Here is a 21,062-nt window from a genome sequence, read left to right as displayed (position 1 = left end):
CAGTTTTGGATTTATCTACTTATAGTCATTCTTTCAGCTTAAAAAACAAAATTTCAAGATTGATCTGGAATTTTGCACGGCTGATTATATTTCGCCCATTTGCTTCGCGTTTATTTAAAACATGGAGAGTTTTGGTACTAAAATGTTTTGGTGCAAAAATAGATTGGTCGGCGCATGTGTATGCTTCCGTAAAAGTATGGGCTCCGTGGAATTTAGAATTGGGCAAAAATTCCAGTTTAGGCCCTAAAGTCGATTGTTATAATCAGGGAAAAATAAGCATTGGTGATAATACCATAATATCGCAAAAAGCCTATTTATGTGCCTCTACACATGATTATACTAAAAAAGATTTTCCTTTAATATTAAAACCAATCACAATAGGAAACGGCGTATGGATTGCTGCCGATGCTTTTATTGCACCGGGAGTTTCTGTAGAAAATTATTCTGTTGTAGCCGCTCGTTCTGTAGTTATTAAAGATGTTGAGGAAAATTCCATAGTAGGAGGAAATCCTTCCAAATTAATAAAATTTAGAAGCCTTGAATAAAATTCCAATTTCCGTAATCGTTTCTGTCAAAAACGAAGCGCAGAATTTACCCTCATGTCTGGATAAATTAAAGCGATTTTCCCAACTAATTGTGGTCGATTCAGGCAGTACTGATGATACCATAATTATAGCAAAAGCTATGGGAGCCGAAGTATTGCAATTTCAATGGAATGGTAAATTCCCTAAAAAACGTAATTGGGCACTGCAGAACGCAAATCTTCTCAACGAATGGATTTTGTTTCTCGACGCCGATGAATTTGTTACCGATGAATTTGTCAACGAAATAGAACATAAAATTCAGGACCCAACATATAACGGTTTTACGATTCGTTTTGAAAACTATTTTATGGGAAGAAAACTCAAATACGGGTACGGATTTCAAAAATCGGCACTTTTTAAGAAATCAAAAGGAGCTTACGAAAAAATCGAGGAGGATTTGTGGAGCCATTTGGATATGGAAGTACACGAACATCCTATTATCGAAGGCAAAGTAGGCATTATCAAAGCAAAAGTAGTGCATAAAGATTTTAAAAATCTGGAACATTATATAGACAAACACAATGCTTATTCTAGTTGGGAAGCCCAGAGATATTTACAAATCAGGAAATCGAATAACACACTTTTATCTTTAAACCAAAAAATTAAATACGGACTTCTTAATACAGGATTGCTTCCTGCGGTTTATTTTTTTGGTGCTTACTTTTTAAAGCTGGGTTTTTTAGATGGAAAAGAAGGATTTTATCTGGCACGTTTTAAGTCACATTACTTTTTTCAAATTCAAACAAAAATTGATTTAATCAAAAACAAGAATTAATATGAAAAGAATATTGATAACGGGAGGAGCCGGATTTGTAGGTTCACATTTATGTAAAAGATTATTGAATGAAGGAAACGAAGTAATTTGTCTCGATAATTACTTTACCGGAACCAAATCAAATATTATTGATTTAATCGATAATCCGTATTTTGAAATGGTGCGTCACGACATAACAGAACCTTATTATGCTGAGGTCGATGAGATTTACAATTTGGCTTGTCCGGCATCTCCGGTACATTACCAGTATAATCCAATAAAGACCATAAAAACATCGGTTATGGGCGCAATAAATGTACTGGGATTAGCCAAACGTGTTAAGGCAAAAGTTTTGCAGGCCAGCACGAGTGAAGTTTACGGTGATCCACTTGTACATCCGCAAACCGAAAGTTATTGGGGACATGTAAACCCAATAGGAATTCGCTCTTGTTATGATGAAGGAAAACGCTGCGCCGAGACTTTGTTTATGGATTATCACAATCAGAATAAAGTGGCTATTAAAATCATTAGAATTTTCAATACCTACGGCCCAAACATGAATCCGGCAGATGGAAGAGTGGTTTCGAATTTTATTGTTCAGGCTTTACAGGGAAAAGATATTACCATTTTTGGAGACGGTTTACAAACCCGTTCGTTTCAATATGTTGATGATTTAGTCGAAGGAATGATTAGAATGATGGGTTCAGATCGTGATTTTTTAGGCCCCGTAAATCTGGGAAACCCAAACGAGTTTACCATGCTCGAACTTGCGCAGGCCATTATTGAACTGACAGGATCAACTTCAAAAATTATTCATCTTGGTTTACCACAGGATGATCCCAAACAAAGACAACCGGATATTTCTTTGGCGCATAATAAACTAAACGGGTGGAAACCCAAAATAGAATTGCGCGAAGGATTGGTTTCAACAATCAGCTATTTTGACCAATTATTGCTGAGTCAGGCAAAGCCTTCTTTTTCTCAATTTCCTTATTAAGGAAACTAATGCAAAGATTTTTAAGTTAAAACTTTGGTTTTTAAGGGTTTTAACGACAATTGAGGCGGTTCATCGAGAACTTTTTTTAATAGAAATCTTTTGTTTTAGTTTTATATGGAAATTATGTAACATTTTTATTTTAAAGTATAATTATTATGAAAATTACCATAATTACAGTGTGTTACAATCGTAAAGCCACAATTGAAAAAGCAATTCAAAGTGTACTTTCACAAAATTACCCAAATATCGAATACATCATTATCGATGGTAATTCTAAAGATGGAACACAGGAGATTATAGAATCTTATAAAGATCGAATTTCCAAATATATTTCAGAACCTGATAAAGGTATGTACGATGCCATTAATAAAGGTTTTCAACTGGCAACAGGAGATGTAATTGGTTTGATGCATTCTGATGATGAGTTTTATGATCGAAAAGCAATTTCAAGAGTTGCGGCTCGTTTTGAATACGATTCCAATATAGAAGGCGTTTACGGCGACGGAATTTATGTTTCAAATGATAAAGAAGAACGTTTAATTCGCGATAGAATAGGAGGCGTTTTCAGTCTCAAAAGAGTAAAAAAAGGATGGCTGCCCCTGCATCCAACGGTTTATTTAAAGAAAGCTGTAATTAATAAACATGGTTTGTACAACCTTGATTTTAAAATAGCATCAGATACCGAGTTTTTGCTCCGCTATTTGTACAAGCACAAAATTAATATGAGTTACATCGATGCCTATATCGTGAAAATGAGAATGGGCGGCATGAGTACCAGTTTAAAACGTGCTTTTGAGGTTTTATACGAAGATTATAAGATTTATAAATTTCATGGATTGGCAGCAATATCTGTTGTTTTTCTAAAAAAAAGCATCGCTTTGAGGCAGTATATAGTTCATTAATATAAGGATAAATATTGATCGGTCAGTATTTTCTTCATCATTGTGAACATAGGTCTTAAGCAGATTTATTTCAATAGAATTTAGAGTAATTAAAAAACACTAAAATATACTACGATGAACATGAAGAAAATTTTACTTCCGATATTTTTATTGCTTTTATTAATGCTTCAGTCTTGTACCACAAAGAAAGAAATGCTGTATTTACAAGATTTAGACAGCTATGCAAATTCGACTTTAGTTTATACATCGACAAAAATACAGCCCAATGATATTTTAAAAATTGATGTAGGAGATCTTAATCCTGTGGTAGCCGCACCTTTTAATATGAATGTGGGAACTACCAACGGGCAAACATCAGTAGAAATGATGAAATTAACCGGTTATTTAGTGACTCCGCAGGGAAATATCATGATGCCTATTTTAAATGAAGTGAAAGTAGGCGGTTTAACGCCAACTAATGTAGAACAAAAAATAAAAGAACGCTTAATAGGTGAAGGTTATTTAGTAAATCCTACCGTGCAGGTTAGAGTTCTCAATAATAAATTTACCATTTTGGGAGAAGTAAATTCACCCGGCGTAATCCCTTTTAGTGAAGAATCTATCAGCCTGCTCGACGCCATAGGACTGGCAAAAGATTTAACCTATTCAGCCGTTCGAAAAGATATAAAACTGATTAGGGAAGTGGACGGAAAACGTTTGGTTTTTCATATTGACCTGACCACAGCTTCCTGGATGAATAACCCAAATTACAGAATCAGGCAGAACGATGTTATTGTGGTAGAACCCAATAAACTAAAAGCAAACAGCGGCGGTTTAATCAAAGATCCTATACAGGTTTTGGGTATAACAGCTTCTCTTTTAGCGGTCGTTTTACTTATTGCACAGTGATAAAGTAAAGAACAGCCTAAAATTATGTGTTATGAATACTGTTGTGTAATTAATTGAATAATTATGGATTTTAAAAAAGAATTTTTAAAGTATCTCAAGTTTTGGCCTTGGTTCCTGCTTAGTTTAATTTTATGCGTTGGTGCAGCATTCATTTTTATCAAAATAGTGCCGCCAACTTACCAGACTTCGGCTTTGATTTTTCTGGATAAAAAACAAGAAGACAAAACGAAAATAATAACCATTAGTACAGATCAAAAAAATAACGAAGATAATTTAGACGACGAAATCAGATTGATTACATCCAATGAGTTTTTGCTGGGTGTAGTAAAGAATTTGAATCTAAATGTGAGTTATTTTGAAAAAGTATATACCACACAAAATAATAATGTAAATGAGGTTCCCTTTGTTTTAAAACTAACGGTTTCTAAAGATTCTTTACCGCAGGTTTCGTATGAAATTAAAGTAGATAAAGGCGGCTTTATTATAACTGATGTTGCTGCAGAAAAAAAATTCCGTGTGAATGGATATGACGGAAAAGAAGCAGTCAACGGTCTGCCATTTAAAATTAGATTAGCCTCAAAAGCAAAGAAAAATGCATCGTATTATTTTGATAAAGAATATAAAGTAAATCTTGAACCAACAGATGCAGCTTTAAAAGAATTAAAATCATCACTTATCGTTTTATCCGATGAAAAATCAAAAGGAACAATCGAACTAAACCATATTAGTTCTGATCCTGTGCGTTCACGAAAAATATTAAATGAAATTATCGTTTTGCTGGATAAAAGCATTGTAATCAACAAACAAAAAACGTTTACCAATACTGTTACCTATTTAAATCAAAGAATAAAAAGTTTCACTAAAGAAAAAGATTCGATTGAAAGTGTAAAAGAAAGATACCTGCAAAACAATGAAATAGCGGTAATGGACAATTATATTGCCGAAAAAACAGCTGATAGAAGTCAGAAAACGGAAAGTTCTTTACTCAACGAAAAACAAATTTCACTTGCCAATTATGCCATTAACGATATCAGAAAAAGAGAACCCGGACAAACTTTAGGCACCAATTATAATTTAGAATCATCGATTGTCAATCAAATGCTTTTAAATTATAATACAAAGCTCATGGATAGTGAATTAATCCTGCAGAGAGCACAAAAAAACAATCCGGCTTATATTACTTTAATGACCCAGTTAAGAGTTTCAAAACAAGAAATATTGAATTCTTTAGAAGGCTATTTAAACTTTCTGAATCAAAATAATATTGTCAATAAAACTCAGGAAACTATTGCGGCTTCAAAAATCAAAAACATACCTACACAAGATAAAATATTGGGTAACATCAATAGCAATCTTAGTATGAAGGAAGAAACCTATGTAGCATTATTGCAAAAAAAGGAAGAAGCAGTTTTGAACGGGGCAATTCTGGAATCCAACTTAAAAACCTTAAACGCACCAGAAACAAATTATTCAGCCATTTTTCCTCAGCCTAAATCCTTTATGCTGGGCGCATTTCTGTTTGGTTTATTGCTTCCTTTTGGAATAATATACGTTCGTTTATATCTGGATACCAAAATACATAACGAAGAAGACATTCAAAAAGTAATTACCAATATTCCTATTTTAGGACACATTCCTAAAATAAATACGACTGAAAAGTTAGAAAACACAGCAACTTCTCATTCGTTAATTGCAGAAGCAACGCGTACTTTGGTTTCAAATATTCGCTATTTGCTGCACAAAAAAAAGGAAGACAAAGGAAATATAATCCTGTTTACGTCTTGTATTCAGGGAGAAGGAAAATCCTTTTGTGCCTTTCATAATGCGGTAACCATTAGTAACCTTAACAAAAAAGTATTACTTATTGGTGTTGATTTAAGAAATCCTCAATTGCATGAATATTTCAATATCAATAAAAACGTATCAGGTCTTACCAATTACCTGGCAAATAAAAATGATGACTGGAAAGAATTCCTGCAAAAAGATACTAATTATTCTAAAAACCTTGATATCCTGCTCGCGGGTGAAGTACCTCCAAATCCTTCTCAATTAATAACCAATTCTAATTTTGAAGTATTAATTGAAGAAGCAAAAGATCTCTATGACTTTATAATATTAGATACGGCTCCGGTACAAATAGTATCAGACACTCTCAATTTTAGTCATTTGGCAGATGTTACTGTATTTGTTGTAAAATACGATTATACAGATAAGAGTAATTTAGTTCAGGTAAGTAATTTTATTAAAAAAGAGCAATTAAAAAATGTTGGTATTCTCATTAATGCAGTCAATATGAAAACGGCATACGGATATGGTTATGGCCGCAGCTATGGTTATCAGTATCAGGAAATAAAAATGAAAAGACCCTGGTACAAAAAAAGCCTTAAAATAAAAGAAGCCTAAGTTTATATTTTTCCCGCCGCAAATTCACCCCAAATACTAAAAGCACATTTATTAAAAAAATTAAATAGTGAACAATGTTTCAAAAAATAGTTCTATTGATATTGCTTTTCGTTATTGGTGTTGTTTTCTATTTTTCCTGGCTGCCCGATCCTAGTTTAAGAACAGAAAGTTATTTACCAAGATGGCTTTTAAACTGGAGTAATCATTATTACAATCTACGCACTGCTGTCCCTTTTTTAGCCGTTGGTTTTCTGCTGGAAGCATATGTACAGCAAAAGAGCCCGAATGAAATAAATCAAAGCAAAAATTTAAACTTTATACAAAATATAGGCATAGCAGCCATAATTGTTTGTATAGCCGAAGGAGGACAGTTTATAGTTCAAAAAAGAAATCCCGATATAATGGATGTTTTTTATGGAATTATAGGAAGTGTAGCAGGGGGATTGTTTTACAATTTATTCAAAAAAATTAAAAAATGCGAAACAGACATAAATTTACCTTCATAATTTGCTGTGCAATTGCAGACATGATCGCTATGATACTTGGTACTATAGTGTTTTTGAATTTTGCAAATGAAGAAAAGATTGGCTGGAATGCTTTGTTTCTGGATAAGATGATTCCTATTACAATTTTAAGCTGGTTATTTTCTGTAACCTATTTTCAATTGTATAGAATCGATGTTCTATTTAGTTTAGAATACTTTTTTCGCAACAGCTGGCGCGCTTTCTTTACACAGAGAATCTTGTGGCATAGTTATATTTTTATTTTTCAGGATAACGTTCTTTATTTTTTCGGAAGCCGGGCAAACCTGTTTCAACTGAGTTTTTTACTGTTCTATTTTCTGCTGTCCAGAATTTTATTTACGCTGGTAATTGGAGAAATTAAAGGATGGGTTTTTAAACAATATACAGTTGCCATATGGGGTTTTAATAAAACGAGTATTGAGTTAGCTTCTCATCTGGAAACCAATTCGTTTTTTATTCAATTTTTAGGCATTCTTAACGAAAATTCGACTGCAGATTACAAAAGCAATGAAGAATTTAGCGAAGCGCTTTCTGAAGCCATTCATAACGCATCCAGAGATCATATTAACGAATTGTACATTGTATCGAAGCCTGATTTTATTTCAGATTTAAACTATTTTTTTGAGCTGGGTGATAAATATTGTATGCGTTTAAAGTTTGTCCCTGACTTTTCATCCATATCAAAAAAACATTTTAATTCCAGTCATTTAAACAATTTTCATGTCATTAAGCCCCGTTTTGAGCCGTTACAAAATGCCTATAATAGATTGATTAAAAGAATATTTGATATTATTTTCAGCCTTATGGTCATTATTTTCATTATGTCCTGGCTTTATCCTTTACTGGCCATTTTGATTAAAAGACAAAGTAAAGGCCCTGTTTTATTTAGACAAATGCGAACAGGTAAAAAAAATGAACCCTTTTGGTGTTATAAGTTTCGAAGCATGTATATGAATTCCGGCGACGAAAGCCAGCAGGCCAGAAAAGGAGATTCGAGAGTTACGCCAATTGGAAAATTCCTGCGAAGGACAAGCTTAGACGAAATGCCTCAGTTTTTTAATGTTTTGATGGGAAATATGAGCATTGTTGGGCCGCGCCCGCATATGATCAAACATACAACAGATTACAATTGTCATATCAATAATTTCATGGTTCGTCATTTTGTTAAACCAGGAATTACAGGATTAGCTCAGGTTTCCGGACTTAGGGGAGAAACCAAAAGAGTAGTCGACATGAAACGCCGCGTTACTACAGACATACAATACCTGCAGCGCTGGAGTTTAATTACAGATATTAAAATTTGCCTATTAACCGTTATTGTGACTCTGAAAGGAGATAAAAATGCTTTTTAACTTAAAAAATAGAAATTATGGATATTACTAATTACTTTATAGGTGTACTCACAGGAGTTTCTGTGACAACCTTTTTTATTGGAAAAGAATGGTATAAATATTATACTAAATACACCATTCAGCAAAAACAACTCGACCGGGTTTTAAAATTGAATGATAAAATAAAAAAGCTAAAAAGCTTAAGTACCGGAGAGACACCAAAGCTTAACGCTGGTATTTAAGATTTTTTCTAATTTACAATTTAAACTCAAACACTTACTTACAGCATAAAAAGAAAACAACAAGACTGTTTTTTTTCATAAAAACTACAGCGTTGATTTTTTTGATTCTTTACTAATATTTTCACCAAGAACACCTACAAATAAACTGCACTCAAAAGTTTACACGATTTATAACCAAATAAGATAAAAATGAGCTCGATATTTATTGAGCTCATTTCCTTTTACATTTATCTTAATCCTCATTGTTGTACTACCTTTAGACACTCTTTAATTTCTTGTTTTAAATATCCTTTATCTTTTAAATTTCATGATATAAAAGTGGCTCTGATTTTATATTCCAAAGAAATTTTCTATCACTGTATTATTAAAATATAATTTATTTATAAGAAAAGTTAAATGCTAATTCTTAAGAGATGATCAGAAAAAAAAGAGTTTTAGTTAGGGACAATAAAGGGATTTTTTTAAAAATGTTTAAAAGAAAATTTAAAAATGACTTTGAATTTTCTGAAGACTCTTTTTTATTGAAAAACGAGAGTAAATCAAACCAATACGATTATTCTGTATTTGTAATCTATGAGTATTCGGAACTCGTAGAATTTTTCAAATTAGAAAGTATAAAAGCAAATTTTATAGTTTGCCTGTTTAGTAAACACCTTTACAACAGCATGTCGCTGATAGGTGAAATCAAAGGATTATTTTTAATAGATGCCTCAAAAACCAAAATAGAAGTTTTGCAGGATTTAAAATTCAATTTTAAGAAATCCTCAAGCCACATTCCAAAATTACCGGATAAGAAATTTGTAATATCCAGCATGATTGAAAAACAACTCGAAATACTGCAAAGAGCGCTGTATTTTATGATGTAAATAAAAAACACTAAAAGCTAAAAACCATCCGCCAGCGCAGATGGTTTTTTTATTTTTTCTAACAACAATTTTTAACTAATTATTTACGCTTCGCCATTTGCTATTGCAGTAATTGCCGAAATAGAAGGAAGAAGCAAATAAGCCGTTCCGCGGGTTACAACAAACTGAGGCAGAGGCCCATCAATAACAATGTTGTTTCCATCTTCCATAGGAATCGTAAAATTAGGATCGATATTGCCCGGTAGCGGTACAATACGATTCGCAACCAAAGGATCTTGCGGCGTATTTTCGGCAGGGTCAAAAACATTGCTGAAATTATTCAGGTTAATCCATCCGTAAAGCGTTTCAAACTGACTGCTTAAATCTCCGCAAAGAAATAAACCAATCAATCCGCGGTCTGCTTTAGGATCAATTGATAAAGGCGGACCATACGGCATTCCTCGTCTTATAATACGCGGCACCGTATCTGAACCTGCCACTTCAACACCTTCATCACGTGGATTTGATACTCTTGTATGTGCAGAAAACGGACATTTAAGCCCTTGCATATCATCTTTTAAATAACCAAAATCAGTAGCTTTAGAAGTATCGTGCTCCGGTTTGTCTGGCGAAAGTACCAGTGGAGAGCCATTTCTCCATCTTCCGCACATTTTCGCAGCAAGCCATTCTTCTGCATAATCCTTCGTGTTTTTAATTTGCGGTGCAATCGATTCTGCCTGTGCATCAAGAAAGGTATTAAAAGCTTCAACATCCTGATACAAAATTCGAAACGCATTATAACAGCCGTTTTTAGCAAACGCAGCTTCCGGCCCTGAAAGTGGTCCCGGAATTGGGTTAGGAAGCGTACTATAACCTATTAAAAAGTTGTTGAGGTCTTGCTGATCTTTTCCCGCAGGATTATCATTCAAATTAGGTTCATCAATTGAATCTCGATAACTAAAATGAATATAATCTGACGGTACTAACAAATATTGCTCTAATCTCCCGCTTTCAGAATTTAACGGTTTTAACTCTGTAACCATTCCGTTACTTTTCAGGGCGGCATCATTTACAATGCCTACGATTTTTTCCTGTGCAGTTGGGTTCATGGCATAAACATGCACCACACAATGTATATCATCATTGCAAAACTTTTGATTCCACCATTCGCTAGGATCACCACCCTTAATGCCCACATCTCCCAGTGATAACTGCGCACTATTTACATCCCAGGGTCCGGTTTTAAATGTAGATGGAAAGCTGGAGTTTGGAACATCGAGATCTGGTTTTACAATGCCAATTCCGTCAGCACTAAGACCAATATTCAGCATGATTTCCGGCTTTAAGGCGCCCCAGTCTTCTGCACTTTGCAGATACGGAAGCAAATCCTTAAAAAATCCCTGAATATACTTCAAATTAGAAACGCTCTGATCAAATTTAAAAAGCATATGTACAGAACACGGATGCGTATAACCATTTATAATAAGCCCTTGTATATCGCTTAATTCGGGTGTTGCAGCCTGAGGTGTTTGTGTATAATTCATAAGATTAAGTTTTTAATTAAAGAAAAAACAGCCGAATCAAATGACACAGCTATTAGTATTTATACTTTTTCTTATTTCTTATTTTTTAGAAAATTTCGCCACAATTTGCTTTACCGATTGTGGATAAGCATAATAAAGATCTTTAACCTGACTTACATTACGCTCGTTAATGAAATTTGAGAAAATCGTATACGTAATATCTTTAGGGTCAGTTGGAAAATCTGCAGGTTTGTTAGCCCAAAGACTAATAACGCCAAGGAACGCAGCCTTAATAGTAGGCGAGTTATTGTAAAAAGCCTCTAAGTAAGAATTCATATTTCCGTCAAATTCTGTAATAACTAAAATTCCGGCGATACCTTTTCCGTCAGTATTAGGAACAAGAGCAATTCTTGCATAATGCACAATTGCCATTTTATCTAAAGCAGCTTTAGTCAAAGGATTATTAAAGTTTTGATAAGCTGCCTGTGCTGTTGCCTGTGCTTCATCAGTTTGATAAATAGGAACATACATGGTTAATGGGTTCACGGTTTGCATAATAGATTTTTGTTTTTGGATTTTGCTTACTCTTTTTTCCCGTTTTCAGCATCGCGGGTATTTAGATGATTGATTTCAATCGAAATTACTGGAGACATAAGAGGCATTAGGAAAAAATGACACCAAGCGGAAATTATCAGTCACAAAAGAGGATAATTTTAAGAATATGTAAGAAGTTTGGAATAGTTTTTAATCGAAAGTTATTGAGTTAACTCTTGTTTTGATTGCGTTAATATCATTCATTTGAGGAATGTACATTTAATTATAATCAGCTTAAATTATAAGAATGTACTTTAAATACCTATTGACTTGTATCGTTTTGTTTTCGATAACTGCAAATTCACAAATTGTAGAAGAAAAAAAGAATTTCCGCGCCGCAGATTCATTATTAAAAGAATCCAGTTTTTCTGTTCACAGAGACAATTATTTTTTGACAGGTGTGCCCGTAAATGAAGCGATTACCCGAAACTCTGCCGACGTAAAATACCAGATCAGTTTTAAACTGCGATTGACTTCAAAACCTTGGGTGGGCGGTTTTTTCCCTTATTTAATGTATACCCAAAAAGCATTTTGGGACATTTACGCCAACTCAAAACCATTTTCAGAAATCAATTTTAATCCCGGTTTTGCCGTTGTACGTCCGTTTTATTTAAAAGGCGGAAGGCTTACTTACGGGACAATTTCCTTGGAACACGAATCAAACGGAAGGGATTCTATTTATTCCAGAACCTGGAACATGCTTGCTTTTTCCTTAAAATCGCAGGTTTCTCCTCGATGGACTGTGGGAATCAGAGGATGGATTCCGCTGGTAGATAAAGAAGATAATCCTGAATTGACCAAATATGTAGGTTACGGTGAAGCCAGCGCAACGTATCAAATTCAACCCGGACGCTGGAGTGCCGATATTCTGTTTAGAAAAGGCAGCGGACTTATCAATTACGGATCTTTGCAGACACAGGTAAACTGGAAACCATTTAAGCATGAAAATTATTATCTCACGTTGCAATGGTTTGTGGGTTATACCGAAAGTTTAATCGATTATCAGGAACACAAAAGTATGGTACGTTTAGGATTTACGATTAAACCTGAAAATATGGGAATTTTTTAAAGAAGCAGAAAAATCATTTTTTACTAGCTGCCCAAAAAATAGAATTTCTTAAAAGAGTAGTGTAAGCTTCATTCTCAAACAATTCAGGAGAATGTCCCATGAAAATATAAACGTTTCGGGATTTAAAATGATCGTTTGTCCAAACCACAGGATGATCGCCCATTTTTATGTCTGAATTAGGTTCATACGTAGTTTCATCTACAGAAGCTAATACATGAACATTCGCTCGCGGACTTTTATTGTAAGTATACCATTCTTCTTTTTTGATCAAAAATTCAGGTGAAATTCCTTTGGTTACGGGATGCGATTTGTCTTCAATATTCACCTTCGCATTCGCAAAAGTGGCAATGTAATTTTCAAAACGTATTCCGCCCATAAAATCAGAAAACCATTTCCACATTGGATAACCGTCAAATTCGCCCAATAAAGTAGCGTGATGTAAACCAATCCATCCGCCATTGCCATCGTTCATGTATTTCTCAAATGCTTTCATAGATTCTTCGCTCCAGGTATATGGAGGATAATCCAGCTGAATAAAAACCTTATATTGTTTTAAAAAAGCGTCGTTAATTTTTGCTGTGTTTTCAATATAATCAATCGTAAAACCACTGTCTGCTGCAAGTTTGTTTAGCCACGGTTTTGCTGCTTTAGAAAACTCCAGATGATGTCCGCCGTTTTCATACAAAACCAAAACTTTAAACTTTGATTTTTTTGATTTCTGAGCGGTACAATCTACCTGAAAAACGAAGATTGTCAGGAATATAAATAGAAATTTTTTCATCTAATAATTGAAGTTTTTATCTAAATTTTATTTGTCTGCCAAAGCTGTAATGGCTTGTAAAAACCAAGCTGAATGCGGAATCCATTGTTCTGTCCAGCGCCATTCGTCATTGCCGTCAACATCCATTTTAAAATCGATTCCAGAGCCATCTCCGTTTCCTTCTTTACCCGTAATTCCGTTAGAAATACCGCCCTTTTCAGAACCGTGACCGTAATTAGAATGCATATACGGTACATTGGTTTCTCCAAATTCATATAAAAAACATACTGAATACGGATTACAGCCTAAAATCCAGGATAATTGCTGAGAAGCATATAAATCAAGCGGTTTTTTCTCTGCACCGTTATTTTTTACAGCAACTACTTTTCCGCCTTCAATTGCCGCTGTAGCCAGCGATGCTAATCGGGCGTTTTCTCCCTGCCACCACCAGCCGGTTTCATTATCATGCGGAATAAAAAAACCATCTTGTACTTTACCGTTAAACAAGAAACTTTGGCGTGCATAACCAAACGGATTTTCTACATTATTGGTAACGGCTAAATTATATTCTAATGCCTTTTTAATCACATTTTTGGCATTCTTTATTTCGTTGCTGTCGTTTTCTTTTTTCAAATATCTTGTCAAAGAAACTATTGGTAAACCTGCATCGGCAGCATGCCAAAACGGACGATTTCCATCATTGCTTCTAAACCAGCCCTGATCTGTCATTCGGTTTTCGAGATTGTGTGCCCATTTTCTCGCTTCGTCTTTATAGAAATTATCGTTGGTAGCAATCCATAACTCCGTCGCCGCCATTAAAGCACAATAATCATCAATAATATTTTCTTTTCCGTCATCATCATATTTAGTGTTATTTACTAAAAGATGCGCATAAGCACGTTTTGCCCCGTCTAAATATTGCTGTGAGGTAAAATCACCATTTTTCTTCCATTGCGAAATTCGGGCTAATGAAGCAATTGCCATTCCTGCACCTTCGCGAAAAGCACTTTGATATTCGTCTGTTGTTACACTATTTGCCTTTAAACCTACAATTCTTCTCGCAGCAGGATTTTTATCAAAATAGCTGAAAACGATCATATAAAAATAATCTTCATTTGATAAACAGCGCATCATATAATCAGCTCCCCAAATAGCTTCATTATCAAGAGAATCTTTTATTTTCCATTGCGTTAACTGTTTCGGAATTGTTTCTGAGGTATTAATTAACGACCACGTTACCAAAGGCGTTTGCTGCGGAGATACAAAATTAGCATAAGCCAAATGCGAAAAATATTTACTCACATCGCCAGAGGCGTCGCACCATCCGCCGCGAACATCTGCTGTTTTTGTACTGCCGTATAAAATTATGTTTTTGTCGGCTTCGAGTTCTTCGGGAGTATTGGCTCTTTGTTTATTGTAATAATGAACTATGGATGAAATAACTCGTTTTGCCAGTATATTTTCTTCAATCGAAAAACTAACCGAAGTATAAATCTGATCTGCAACTTTAAAAGTAATTTTATACGTTCCGGGTTTTTGAAAAGAAGAGAAATCAGCTTTATAAAATTTTTCACCAAGCTTCCAGTCATCCACATTTTGCGGTTTTCCTATTAATGCTGTAAATACAGTTTTATGCGTTTGAGTATCAACAACATCAAAAGATGCATTTTCACGAATATTAGTTGGATACGCTATAATGGCTATTTTGGGGCTTTTCGGATCAAAACCAACCTGATTTACATAGATAATAGGTTTACTGTAAGCCATAACAGAAAGAAACAGCACTATTATGAGATATATAAATTGCTGACGGAGTTTTAGCATAGTTTATTTTTTATAAAGCAAATTACAAAAAAGTGAAAATTTATACTGCTTTTCTGTTCTTCTAAATTTCATTAAAAAATCAGAAATAACTATAGGAACTTATTTTTACTGCGATTGTAAGTAAAATCAAGATAAAAATGATGTGTATTTGATGTGCTTTTTATTGCAAAACAAAAATTCAGAAACAATTTCTTTTTGAAAAGTTTTAATTATTTATTTTGTGTGTAATGTTTTGAAATAGTGAGTTTTAACTTTTTTTTATTAAATTTGATATGACAATTTCTAGCAATAGTGATTATGGAAAAATTAAAACGCCCGGTTTATCTTAGAGCTGGTACTGATGATTTTTTTAGAAAAATGCGCAACGAAGTCACCGAAACGGTATTGCAAAATTCATCATTGTACCTTTTAAATGTTATAAAGTCTTTAGGTCTTTTGGTTTTGTTTTTTTTATTTTATGGCTGTATTTTATTTTTTGGAAACAGCATACCTTTACTTTTCCTTTTTTATATTCTGTGTGGTTTTACCATGATTGTACTTTTTATAAATGCCTTTCATGATGCTGCACACGGCGCTTTATTTAAAAGAGCAAAACACAACGAATGGTTCTTGTATGTTTTAGAACTCTTTGGAAGCAATCACTGGCTCTGGATGCGCCGTCACATCAACCTGCATCATGCTTACCCAAACGTTCCCGATTGGGATATTGATATCAAGCAAAGCAATATCATTAGGATTTTTCCAAATAGTCCCGTGCTTAAATATCATAAATACCAGCACATTTATATGTGGTTTATTTATCCGTTTTACAGTTTAAACTGGATCTATATTCGGGATTTTAAAGATTTTTTTGGAACAAAAAATAACTACGTAAAGAAAATTGTTAAAACTATTCCGCGAAAGCAAATATTTATCTTATTTACAGCAAAAATTTTAAACCTGTTTTACATCCTTTTTATTCCAATGCTGTTACTCAATCAGCCTTGGTATTTAGTTTTGGCAGGCTGGTTTTCGATGCATTTATTCGGAAGCGTTTTAGGAGTTGTAGCCTTAGTTTCTACGCATGTCGATGAAGACGCCAATTTTCCCGGAACAGATGAAGACGGAAATTTATCTGCAACCTGGGCTTTACATCAAATGATTGTAACCAAAGATTTTAGTACCAACAGCAAACTGGCTAATTTTTTATACGGAGGTTTTACACATCATGTAGCGCATCATCTTTTTCCGGGTGTTGGCCATACGTATTATCCCTACATTACGCCAATAATAATAAAATATGCCGAAGAATATGATCTTCCATATACCTCATATCCTTTTTATCATGCCATACGTTCGCATTTCAGGATGCTTAAAAACAAAGGTGTTAAAGAGAATATTTTAATGACGGGGGAGATTTAAAAGTCTCGATTACTTCTTACTTACAGAGATTAATAATCAATCAGTGAATGTTTGTTTATTGTTAATTTTCTGTTATTCAGTAAAATACGTAAATATACCTGTCAGTACTTCATTTAATTATATTAACTTTATTCTTACAAAATTAACGCTTTACTAAATAGCGATGATTTTTTATTGCAGCTTAGTAAAAGTAAGTAGCGTTCCTGTTTTGAGTTGTGGTACAGCATTCAATTTTTAATACTGTTTTCGTTATCGATGCAAATTCGAAAAGCGAGATGGAATATTGTTTTTAATAACGAATATATCTAACACTATGAAAAAAGAAACTAATGCACAACAACCAAACCTGATCGATATTGAATATCATTTTCCTTCGACTTGGCCTGCTGATGGGCCAATTGATTTAAATATTCATGACCTCCCGCATCATGAGTCACTAATCGAGTGGTGGTATCAAAATTGTCATCTCAGATCTAAAGATGGAAAACAGCTGTCTTTATTTGCTTCTTTTTTTAGAGTGGCAGTAAAAGAAGAGACAACAGGAAATTTGAATTATACACATTCTGTAATATGGTCTTTATCAGATAAAACCGAACAGAAATATTATAGGGATGCTCTTGTAGATCCAACTACACCGGCACAAGTATTAAAAGCGATTAAAAAGAACGAAGAAAAAAACGAAGGAAGCAGATGGATTCGCCGTGCACTAAAAGAGGTATATGAAAAAGGAAATACACCGCTGCCAGACAGACTTCTTAAACTGCCCGCAAATATTGGTATAAATAATCTTTCTCTTGAATATGATGAAAACTCTTTTAAAAAAGACGAACACGGCAATTATCATTTAAAGCTCGAAAATCCGCTAAATGAAATTGTATGTAAACTTTCATTTACTCCATTAACAAAACCGATACGTCATGGAATTGATGGTGTGGTAAGCGGAATTAGAAAAGAAGAAATGTTTTATTATTTTATTCCAAAGTGCGAAGTAAGTGGAGAAATTCAAATTGGTAATACGGTTTATGAAGTAGAAGGAAGCGGCTGGTACGATCATGAATTTAGCAGACCGGCGGATGAAACTTCAACATTTGAATTTAAGCAAGAAATGGATTGGAACTGGATTGCACTTCAGTTAGATAATGGGTATCAGTTATCAGGTTACGATCTTTTTGATAATACAAAAAATGGCGAACATGCGGGAGGAACCATCATTATCATTAATCCTGATGGAGAAAGAATAAGCACAGAGGATTACTCATTTTTACCTGAAAAATATTGGACAAGCGCCCGAACTTTTATTTCCTATCCTGTTTCTTGGAAAATAGAAATACCACTGCTTAATATTTATCTTTCTATAACCGCAGATTTTCCCGAACAGGAATTTATTACTATTCTTTCTGCGCCCGCATTTTGGGAAGGCAGTGTAAGTGCCGAAGGAAAATTTATGGATACACAAGTTTCCGGTCAGGGCTACATCGAAAGAAACGGATTTAGTACCAAAACAAATATCGAAAGCTTCTTAAAAGCAGTAGGCGACACTACACAAAAATCGGTTGAATCTTTAATGCCTTTAAATCCTAGTGACGATCAATTTTACAAGTTGGTTAATAGTCCGTTGGGAGTTTCCTTTTTGAGCGCTGCTGATAAAGAACAATATGTTTCGTCTGTAATAAAACCTATAAGGGAAATCGTAGACAGAAGTAAAAAAGCCTGGCGTTCATATATATTTTTGGCTTGTATAGATAGTGTTGGTGGAAACTCTCAGCCTTTTATTGACTGGCTTGCCATGCCGGAGTTTATACATACAGGATCATTAATTGTAGATGATGTTCAGGACAGATCTGACACGCGCAGAGGAGGCTCAGCGCTGCATCTTCTTTACGGAGAAACACTTGCAATTAATGCCGGTAATGCCAGTTATTTTATTTCGGAATTATTTATGCATGAACCTAAACTTCCGGATGATATTCGGATAAAAGTTTATGAACTTTATTTTGAAATGATGCGTGCAGCACATGCAGGCCAGGCAATGGATATCAGCGGACTTCATGATCTTATGCCAGAGGCTGTTTACAAGGGAAATAGTTCAACGCTTGAGAATAGAATTTACACTATACACAGATTAAAAACTGCAACGCCCGCCTGTACATTAGCCAAGCTGGGAGGATTAATAGGAGGTGGAAAACCTGAAGAAATTGAGGCATTAAGCAGTTTTTTAGAAGCAATTGGTGTGGCGTATCAAATAATGGATGATGTACTGAATTTACAAGGTTATGAAAATAATCTTAAAGATAAAGGTGAAGATATTACAGCCGGAAAAATAACCATGCCGGTGGCAAAAGCGATGGGTTTAATGCCTTTAAATCAGCGCGAATATGTATGGGAAACCATTCAGACGCTGCCAACGGACAGGGCAGTAATAGCTTCTGTAATTCATTTATTGCAAGATTGCGGAGCCATCGAAGCCTGTAGACAAGAAGCCGATGAACTTGTAGAAGCCGCATGGGAAAAATTGGATAAACTCCTGCCAGATTCCTTTTTTAAAGTAAGATTACGTGCTTTTGGCTGGTATGCCTTAAAAAAGGAATGATTTTAAAATTACACTCATTTCAAAACCGGAATTTTCACAAAACTATCATTATACCATTTTATCTGCAAAGGCACTTTTGCATCCAGAATAGTTTCATCGCTTACTTCTTTTCCGGTTCCGTAATTTAACTGCGAAAACGGGTTTTTATTTACATTAACAGAAATCAGTAAACGGCTTCCTTTGCTTAGTTGTTTACTCACAAAATGCGTATTAGTAAAAGAGATTGTTTCCATTTTATTAGGTTCTAAAAGCTGTCTTTTTTCAATATCTTTTGCATAACTGGCGCGGCCTATGTAATACGATAAATGAAAGTATTCACCAGTTGGCGTAACCTCATAAAGTGTTACACCCAAATCCATATCTTTTTTGTTGATGCTGCATTTGATTTCTCCCAAAAATGATCCGTTTACAATCAAAGCTTCTTTTAATGGCTCGCTTATAAAAAAATAACCGTCATATTTACTGACTTCTTTTTGAATAATCGGATTGGGATAATAATTGTTATTGCTTGTTTGTCGGTCTGTAAAATCAACTTCCTGCGATAGGAATTCTTTTTTCTTAGGTTTTTGAGAATCGGCTAAATGGAAATCTCCGGATTTATTTGCTGTTAAATAAAAAGTCAGGAAACTATTGTGCATTTTTTCAAATGAAGAAGCACTTTTCCATTCATTCACACCCATAACTTCGTAATTGATTTTATCTTTTAGAATTTCAGGTTTCGTGCCGTTTTTCAAAATAAAATCAAACCATTGATACGTAATTTTTTTAATATCGATTAAAGCATTGGAGTCAACTTTATATTCATTTAAAATGGCTTCACCGCCAATCTGGGTTCCAAAATGGCCATAAGGACCAATTACAAGGTAAAAAGGTGTTTTCGGACTGTACTTTTGAAGTTCTTTCAAATAATATAAGCTAGAGTTTTGAGAATCATTATAATAACCATCAAAAGCTAAAACCGGAATATTAATCTGCGAAAAATCATTTTTATAAGGCGCCATTTTCTGCCAGTAATCATCAAATGATGGATGTTTTATCCATTTTTGAAACCATCTGTTAGGCTCGCCGTCAATACTGTCTAATGTTTTATAAGCTGCTCCGGATTCCCACCATCTAAACTTTAATCCTCTAAAGCGAGGTCGGTTATTATTCGTAACCGTATCAAGATATTTATTGTTTCCCACATAAAAAGCCCATTCGTAATTGGGGTTTATAAAAACATTATTTTCCATTGGTAATCCCATTCCGGGTCTGTTGGCAACATAAGGAACAATTGTTTTAAGCGCCGGATGCATCTTTTTACAAGCCGCCCATTGCGTAAAACCGTTATAACTTCCGCCATACATTCCAACGCTTCCGTTACACCATTTTTGTTTGCTGATCCAGTCAATTGCATCATAAGCATCGTTAGCTTCATTTTCATACGGATCGATTTCGTTTGGACTGAAACGCTTTCCGCGAGAATATACAATAACACCTATATAACCGTTATCAACAGATTCTTTTATGGTTTTAAGATCCCTGCCTTTGTCACGAACATAAATCGTGTATTGAAGAATTACAGGTTTAGCATCGTTATCACTCTTTTTTCGGGCAACCATTGCAGATAATATCGCACCGTCTCGCGTTGTAATCGAAACACTGTCCTGAATATCGTAATCACTTTCGTTACTTGCTAATTTTGTGGCTTTTGTCTGTTGGGCAGAAAGCCCGCAGATTGTAAAAATTAAACTCAGAAATAAAAACAATGCTTTATTATTCATCATTTGTAAGTTTTTTAGTTAAACGAATTTAATTATAAATTTATATATTTACTTAATAAAGACTCAAA

At 34.3% G+C, this 21,062-nt stretch carries 18 protein-coding genes; 13 read left to right on the top strand and 5 right to left on the bottom strand.

What is annotated here, in order from left to right:
* Positions 1 to 5 precede the first annotated feature (5 nt).
* From J2Y38_RS00910 to J2Y38_RS00865, 10 genes are all read left to right on the top strand, one after another.
* Positions 6 to 545, top strand: a complete 540-nt coding sequence (locus tag J2Y38_RS00910) for a putative colanic acid biosynthesis acetyltransferase (protein WP_309838704.1) — start codon at positions 6 to 8, stop codon at positions 543 to 545.
* On the top strand, positions 538 to 1,359 hold the full coding sequence (locus J2Y38_RS00905; RefSeq protein WP_309838702.1) for a glycosyltransferase family 2 protein: 822 nt from the start codon (positions 538 to 540) through the stop codon (positions 1,357 to 1,359). Before J2Y38_RS00910 ends, J2Y38_RS00905 begins: the two co-directional genes overlap by 8 nt.
* A 1-nt stretch (position 1,360) precedes the next feature.
* Positions 1,361 to 2,335, top strand: coding sequence for an SDR family oxidoreductase (locus tag J2Y38_RS00900; protein ID WP_309838700.1), 975 nt, complete (start codon positions 1,361 to 1,363; stop codon positions 2,333 to 2,335).
* Between the two features lie 155 nt (positions 2,336 to 2,490).
* Positions 2,491 to 3,237 carry a glycosyltransferase family 2 protein gene (locus J2Y38_RS00895; protein ID WP_309838699.1) on the top strand — a complete coding sequence of 249 codons (747 nt, stop codon included), beginning with the start codon at positions 2,491 to 2,493 and terminating at the stop codon, positions 3,235 to 3,237.
* Positions 3,238 to 3,351: 114 nt separating this feature from the next.
* Positions 3,352 to 4,125 carry a polysaccharide biosynthesis/export family protein gene (locus J2Y38_RS00890; RefSeq protein ID WP_309838696.1) on the top strand — a complete coding sequence of 258 codons (774 nt, stop codon included), beginning with the start codon at positions 3,352 to 3,354 and terminating at the stop codon, positions 4,123 to 4,125.
* Positions 4,126 to 4,188: 63 nt separating this feature from the next.
* On the top strand, positions 4,189 to 6,528 hold the full coding sequence (locus J2Y38_RS00885; protein WP_309838694.1) for a polysaccharide biosynthesis tyrosine autokinase: 2,340 nt from the start codon (positions 4,189 to 4,191) through the stop codon (positions 6,526 to 6,528).
* 74 nt (positions 6,529 to 6,602) lie between these two features.
* A complete protein-coding gene (locus J2Y38_RS00880; RefSeq protein ID WP_309838692.1) occupies positions 6,603 to 7,034 on the top strand; it encodes a VanZ family protein in 432 nt (143 codons plus the stop codon).
* Positions 7,004 to 8,404, top strand: coding sequence for an exopolysaccharide biosynthesis polyprenyl glycosylphosphotransferase (locus J2Y38_RS00875; protein ID WP_309838691.1), 1,401 nt, complete (start codon positions 7,004 to 7,006; stop codon positions 8,402 to 8,404). The genes J2Y38_RS00880 and J2Y38_RS00875 overlap by 31 nt, the downstream gene beginning before the upstream one ends.
* 17 nt (positions 8,405 to 8,421) lie before the next feature.
* Positions 8,422 to 8,625 (top strand): hypothetical protein, encoded by a 204-nt coding sequence (locus tag J2Y38_RS00870; protein ID WP_291153614.1) that lies wholly within the window; start codon positions 8,422 to 8,424, stop codon positions 8,623 to 8,625.
* Between the two features lie 467 nt (positions 8,626 to 9,092).
* Positions 9,093 to 9,491, top strand: a complete 399-nt coding sequence (locus J2Y38_RS00865; RefSeq protein WP_309838687.1) for a hypothetical protein — start codon at positions 9,093 to 9,095, stop codon at positions 9,489 to 9,491.
* An 83-nt stretch (positions 9,492 to 9,574) separates the two neighbouring features.
* Here the strand turns inward: J2Y38_RS00865 and J2Y38_RS00860 are convergent, their stop codons facing one another.
* Complete coding sequence (locus J2Y38_RS00860; RefSeq protein ID WP_309838686.1) at positions 9,575 to 11,014, bottom strand: hypothetical protein; 1,440 nt, start codon at positions 11,012 to 11,014, stop codon at positions 9,575 to 9,577.
* A 78-nt stretch (positions 11,015 to 11,092) separates the two neighbouring features.
* Positions 11,093 to 11,548 (bottom strand): hypothetical protein, encoded by a 456-nt coding sequence (locus tag J2Y38_RS00855; protein ID WP_309838684.1) that lies wholly within the window; start codon positions 11,546 to 11,548, stop codon positions 11,093 to 11,095.
* Between the two features lie 286 nt (positions 11,549 to 11,834).
* Here J2Y38_RS00855 and J2Y38_RS00850 point away from each other — a divergent pair, with 286 nt between their 5' ends.
* Positions 11,835 to 12,656 carry a phospholipase A gene (locus J2Y38_RS00850; protein WP_309838682.1) on the top strand — a complete coding sequence of 274 codons (822 nt, stop codon included), beginning with the start codon at positions 11,835 to 11,837 and terminating at the stop codon, positions 12,654 to 12,656.
* 13 nt (positions 12,657 to 12,669) lie between these two features.
* Here the strand turns inward: J2Y38_RS00850 and J2Y38_RS00845 are convergent, their stop codons facing one another.
* On the bottom strand, positions 12,670 to 13,437 hold the full coding sequence (locus J2Y38_RS00845) for a ThuA domain-containing protein (RefSeq protein WP_309838680.1): 768 nt from the start codon (positions 13,435 to 13,437) through the stop codon (positions 12,670 to 12,672).
* Positions 13,438 to 13,464: 27 nt separating this feature from the next.
* Positions 13,465 to 15,240, bottom strand: a complete 1,776-nt coding sequence (locus J2Y38_RS00840; protein WP_309838679.1) for a glycoside hydrolase family 9 protein — start codon at positions 15,238 to 15,240, stop codon at positions 13,465 to 13,467.
* A gap of 297 nt (positions 15,241 to 15,537) precedes the next feature.
* On the opposite strand from J2Y38_RS00840, the gene J2Y38_RS00835 reads away from it, so the two are divergent.
* Positions 15,538 to 16,641 (top strand): fatty acid desaturase, encoded by a 1,104-nt coding sequence (locus J2Y38_RS00835; RefSeq protein ID WP_309838677.1) that lies wholly within the window; start codon positions 15,538 to 15,540, stop codon positions 16,639 to 16,641.
* A gap of 313 nt (positions 16,642 to 16,954) precedes the next feature.
* Positions 16,955 to 19,231 carry a polyprenyl synthetase family protein gene (locus tag J2Y38_RS00830; protein WP_309838675.1) on the top strand — a complete coding sequence of 759 codons (2,277 nt, stop codon included), beginning with the start codon at positions 16,955 to 16,957 and terminating at the stop codon, positions 19,229 to 19,231.
* Positions 19,232 to 19,245: 14 nt separating this feature from the next.
* Here the strand turns inward: J2Y38_RS00830 and J2Y38_RS00825 are convergent, their stop codons facing one another.
* On the bottom strand, positions 19,246 to 20,997 hold the full coding sequence (locus tag J2Y38_RS00825; RefSeq protein WP_309838673.1) for a CocE/NonD family hydrolase: 1,752 nt from the start codon (positions 20,995 to 20,997) through the stop codon (positions 19,246 to 19,248).
* Positions 20,998 to 21,062 lie beyond the last annotated feature (65 nt).

The organism is Flavobacterium sp. 2755 (assembly GCF_031455715.1).
Lineage (GTDB): Bacteria > Bacteroidota > Bacteroidia > Flavobacteriales > Flavobacteriaceae > Flavobacterium.
The sequence above is the reverse complement of the archived record's forward strand: the minus strand, read 5'-3'. Positions and strand labels throughout refer to the sequence as shown.

Bases quoted from the DNA above. Each gene is read 5' to 3' on its own strand.
- J2Y38_RS00900 (WP_309838700.1), top strand. From the start codon at position 1,361: ATGAAAAGAATATTGATAACGGGAGGAGCCGGATTTGTAGGTTCACAT.
- J2Y38_RS00895 (WP_309838699.1), top strand. From the start codon at position 2,491: ATGAAAATTACCATAATTACAGTGTGTTACAATCGTAAAGCCACAATT.
- J2Y38_RS00890 (WP_309838696.1), top strand. From the start codon at position 3,352: ATGAACATGAAGAAAATTTTACTTCCGATATTTTTATTGCTTTTATTA.
- J2Y38_RS00885 (WP_309838694.1), top strand. From the start codon at position 4,189: ATGGATTTTAAAAAAGAATTTTTAAAGTATCTCAAGTTTTGGCCTTGG.
- J2Y38_RS00880 (WP_309838692.1), top strand. From the start codon at position 6,603: ATGTTTCAAAAAATAGTTCTATTGATATTGCTTTTCGTTATTGGTGTT.
- J2Y38_RS00875 (WP_309838691.1), top strand. From the start codon at position 7,004: ATGCGAAACAGACATAAATTTACCTTCATAATTTGCTGTGCAATTGCA.
- J2Y38_RS00870 (WP_291153614.1), top strand. From the start codon at position 8,422: ATGGATATTACTAATTACTTTATAGGTGTACTCACAGGAGTTTCTGTG.
- J2Y38_RS00865 (WP_309838687.1), top strand. From the start codon at position 9,093: ATGTTTAAAAGAAAATTTAAAAATGACTTTGAATTTTCTGAAGACTCT.
- J2Y38_RS00860 (WP_309838686.1), bottom strand. From the start codon at position 11,014: ATGAATTATACACAAACACCTCAGGCTGCAACACCCGAATTAAGCGAT.
- J2Y38_RS00855 (WP_309838684.1), bottom strand. From the start codon at position 11,548: ATGCAAACCGTGAACCCATTAACCATGTATGTTCCTATTTATCAAACT.
- J2Y38_RS00850 (WP_309838682.1), top strand. From the start codon at position 11,835: ATGTACTTTAAATACCTATTGACTTGTATCGTTTTGTTTTCGATAACT.
- J2Y38_RS00845 (WP_309838680.1), bottom strand. From the start codon at position 13,437: ATGAAAAAATTTCTATTTATATTCCTGACAATCTTCGTTTTTCAGGTA.
- J2Y38_RS00840 (WP_309838679.1), bottom strand. From the start codon at position 15,240: ATGCTAAAACTCCGTCAGCAATTTATATATCTCATAATAGTGCTGTTT.
- J2Y38_RS00835 (WP_309838677.1), top strand. From the start codon at position 15,538: ATGGAAAAATTAAAACGCCCGGTTTATCTTAGAGCTGGTACTGATGAT.
- J2Y38_RS00830 (WP_309838675.1), top strand. From the start codon at position 16,955: ATGAAAAAAGAAACTAATGCACAACAACCAAACCTGATCGATATTGAA.
- J2Y38_RS00825 (WP_309838673.1), bottom strand. From the start codon at position 20,997: ATGATGAATAATAAAGCATTGTTTTTATTTCTGAGTTTAATTTTTACA.